This window comes from Pantoea sp. CFCC18179 (assembly GCF_059412405.1).
Window position 1 is genome coordinate 1 of sequence record NZ_JBNBPM010000038.1, and the last position, 1,793, is coordinate 1,793.

At 54.7% G+C, this 1,793-nt stretch carries 1 rRNA gene; it reads right to left on the reverse strand.

Going from position 1 to position 1,793, the window contains the following annotated elements:
- Positions 1 to 53: 53 nt before the first annotated feature.
- A 16S ribosomal RNA gene (locus ACPUC7_RS24340) occupies positions 54 to 1,793 on the reverse strand; the annotation flags it as partial.

Genomic DNA, 1,793 nt, shown 5'->3' on the forward strand with positions numbered 1-1,793 from the left:
TTACTTTCTATCAGACAATCTGTGTGAGCACTTCGCGGGAAGGTATCTTCAGGTAAGGAGGTGATCCAACCGCAGGTTCCCCTACGGTTACCTTGTTACGACTTCACCCCAGTCATGAATCACAAAGTGGTAAGCGCCCTCCCGAAGGTTAAGCTACCTACTTCTTTTGCAACCCACTCCCATGGTGTGACGGGCGGTGTGTACAAGGCCCGGGAACGTATTCACCGTAGCATTCTGATCTACGATTACTAGCGATTCCGACTTCATGGAGTCGAGTTGCAGACTCCAATCCGGACTACGACGCACTTTATGAGGTCCGCTTGCTCTCGCGAGGTCGCTTCTCTTTGTATGCGCCATTGTAGCACGTGTGTAGCCCTACTCGTAAGGGCCATGATGACTTGACGTCATCCCCACCTTCCTCCAGTTTATCACTGGCAGTCTCCTTTGAGTTCCCGGCCGGACCGCTGGCAACAAAGGATAAGGGTTGCGCTCGTTGCGGGACTTAACCCAACATTTCACAACACGAGCTGACGACAGCCATGCAGCACCTGTCTCACGGTTCCCGAAGGCACCAAAGCATCTCTGCTAAGTTCGCTGGATGTCAAGAGTAGGTAAGGTTCTTCGCGTTGCATCGAATTAAACCACATGCTCCACCGCTTGTGCGGGCCCCCGTCAATTCATTTGAGTTTTAACCTTGCGGCCGTACTCCCCAGGCGGNTCTGCTAAGTTCCGTGGATGTCAAGAGTAGGTAAGGTTCTTCGCGTTGCATCGAATTAAACCACATGCTCCACCGCTTGTGCGGGCCCCCGTCAATTCATTTGAGTTTTAACCTTGCGGCCGTACTCCCCAGGCGGTCGACTTAACGCGTTAGCTCCGGAAGCCACTCCTCAAGGGAACAACCTCCAAGTCGACATCGTTTACGGCGTGGACTACCAGGGTATCTAATCCTGTTTGCTCCCCACGCTTTCGCACCTGAGCGTCAGTCTTTGTCCAGGGGGCCGCCTTCGCCACCGGTATTCCTCCAGATCTCTACGCATTTCACCGCTACACCTGGAATTCTACCCCCCTCTACAAGACTCTAGCCTGCCAGTTTCGAATGCAGTTCCCAGGTTAAGCCCGGGGATTTCACATCCGACTTGACAGACCGCCTGCGTGCGCTTTACGCCCAGTAATTCCGATTAACGCTTGCACCCTCCGTATTACCGCGGCTGCTGGCACGGAGTTAGCCGGTGCTTCTTCTGCGGGTAACGTCAATCGGTGAAGTTATTAACTCCACCGCCTTCTTCCCCGCTGAAAGTACTTTACAACCCGAAGGCCTTCTTCATACACGCGGCATGGCTGCATCAGGCTTGCGCCCATTGTGCAATATTCCCCACTGCTGCCTCCCGTAGGAGTCTGGACCGTGTCTCAGTTCCAGTGTGGCTGGTCATCCTCTCAGACCAGCTAGGGATCGTCGCCTAGGTGAGCCATTACCCCACCTACTAGCTAATCCCATCTGGGCACATCCGATGGTGTGAGGCCCGAAGGTCCCCCACTTTGGTCTTGCGACGTTATGCGNTCTCAGTTCCAGTGTGGCTGGTCATCCTCTCAGACCAGCTAGGGATCGTCGCCTAGGTGAGCCATTACCCCACCTACTAGCTAATCCCATCTGGGCACATCCGATGGTGTGAGGCCCGAAGGTCCCCCACTTTGGTCTTGCGACGTTATGCGGTATTAGCTACCGTTTCCAGTAGTTATCCCCCTCCATCGGGCAGTTTCCCAGACATTACTCACCCGTCCGCCACTCGTCACCC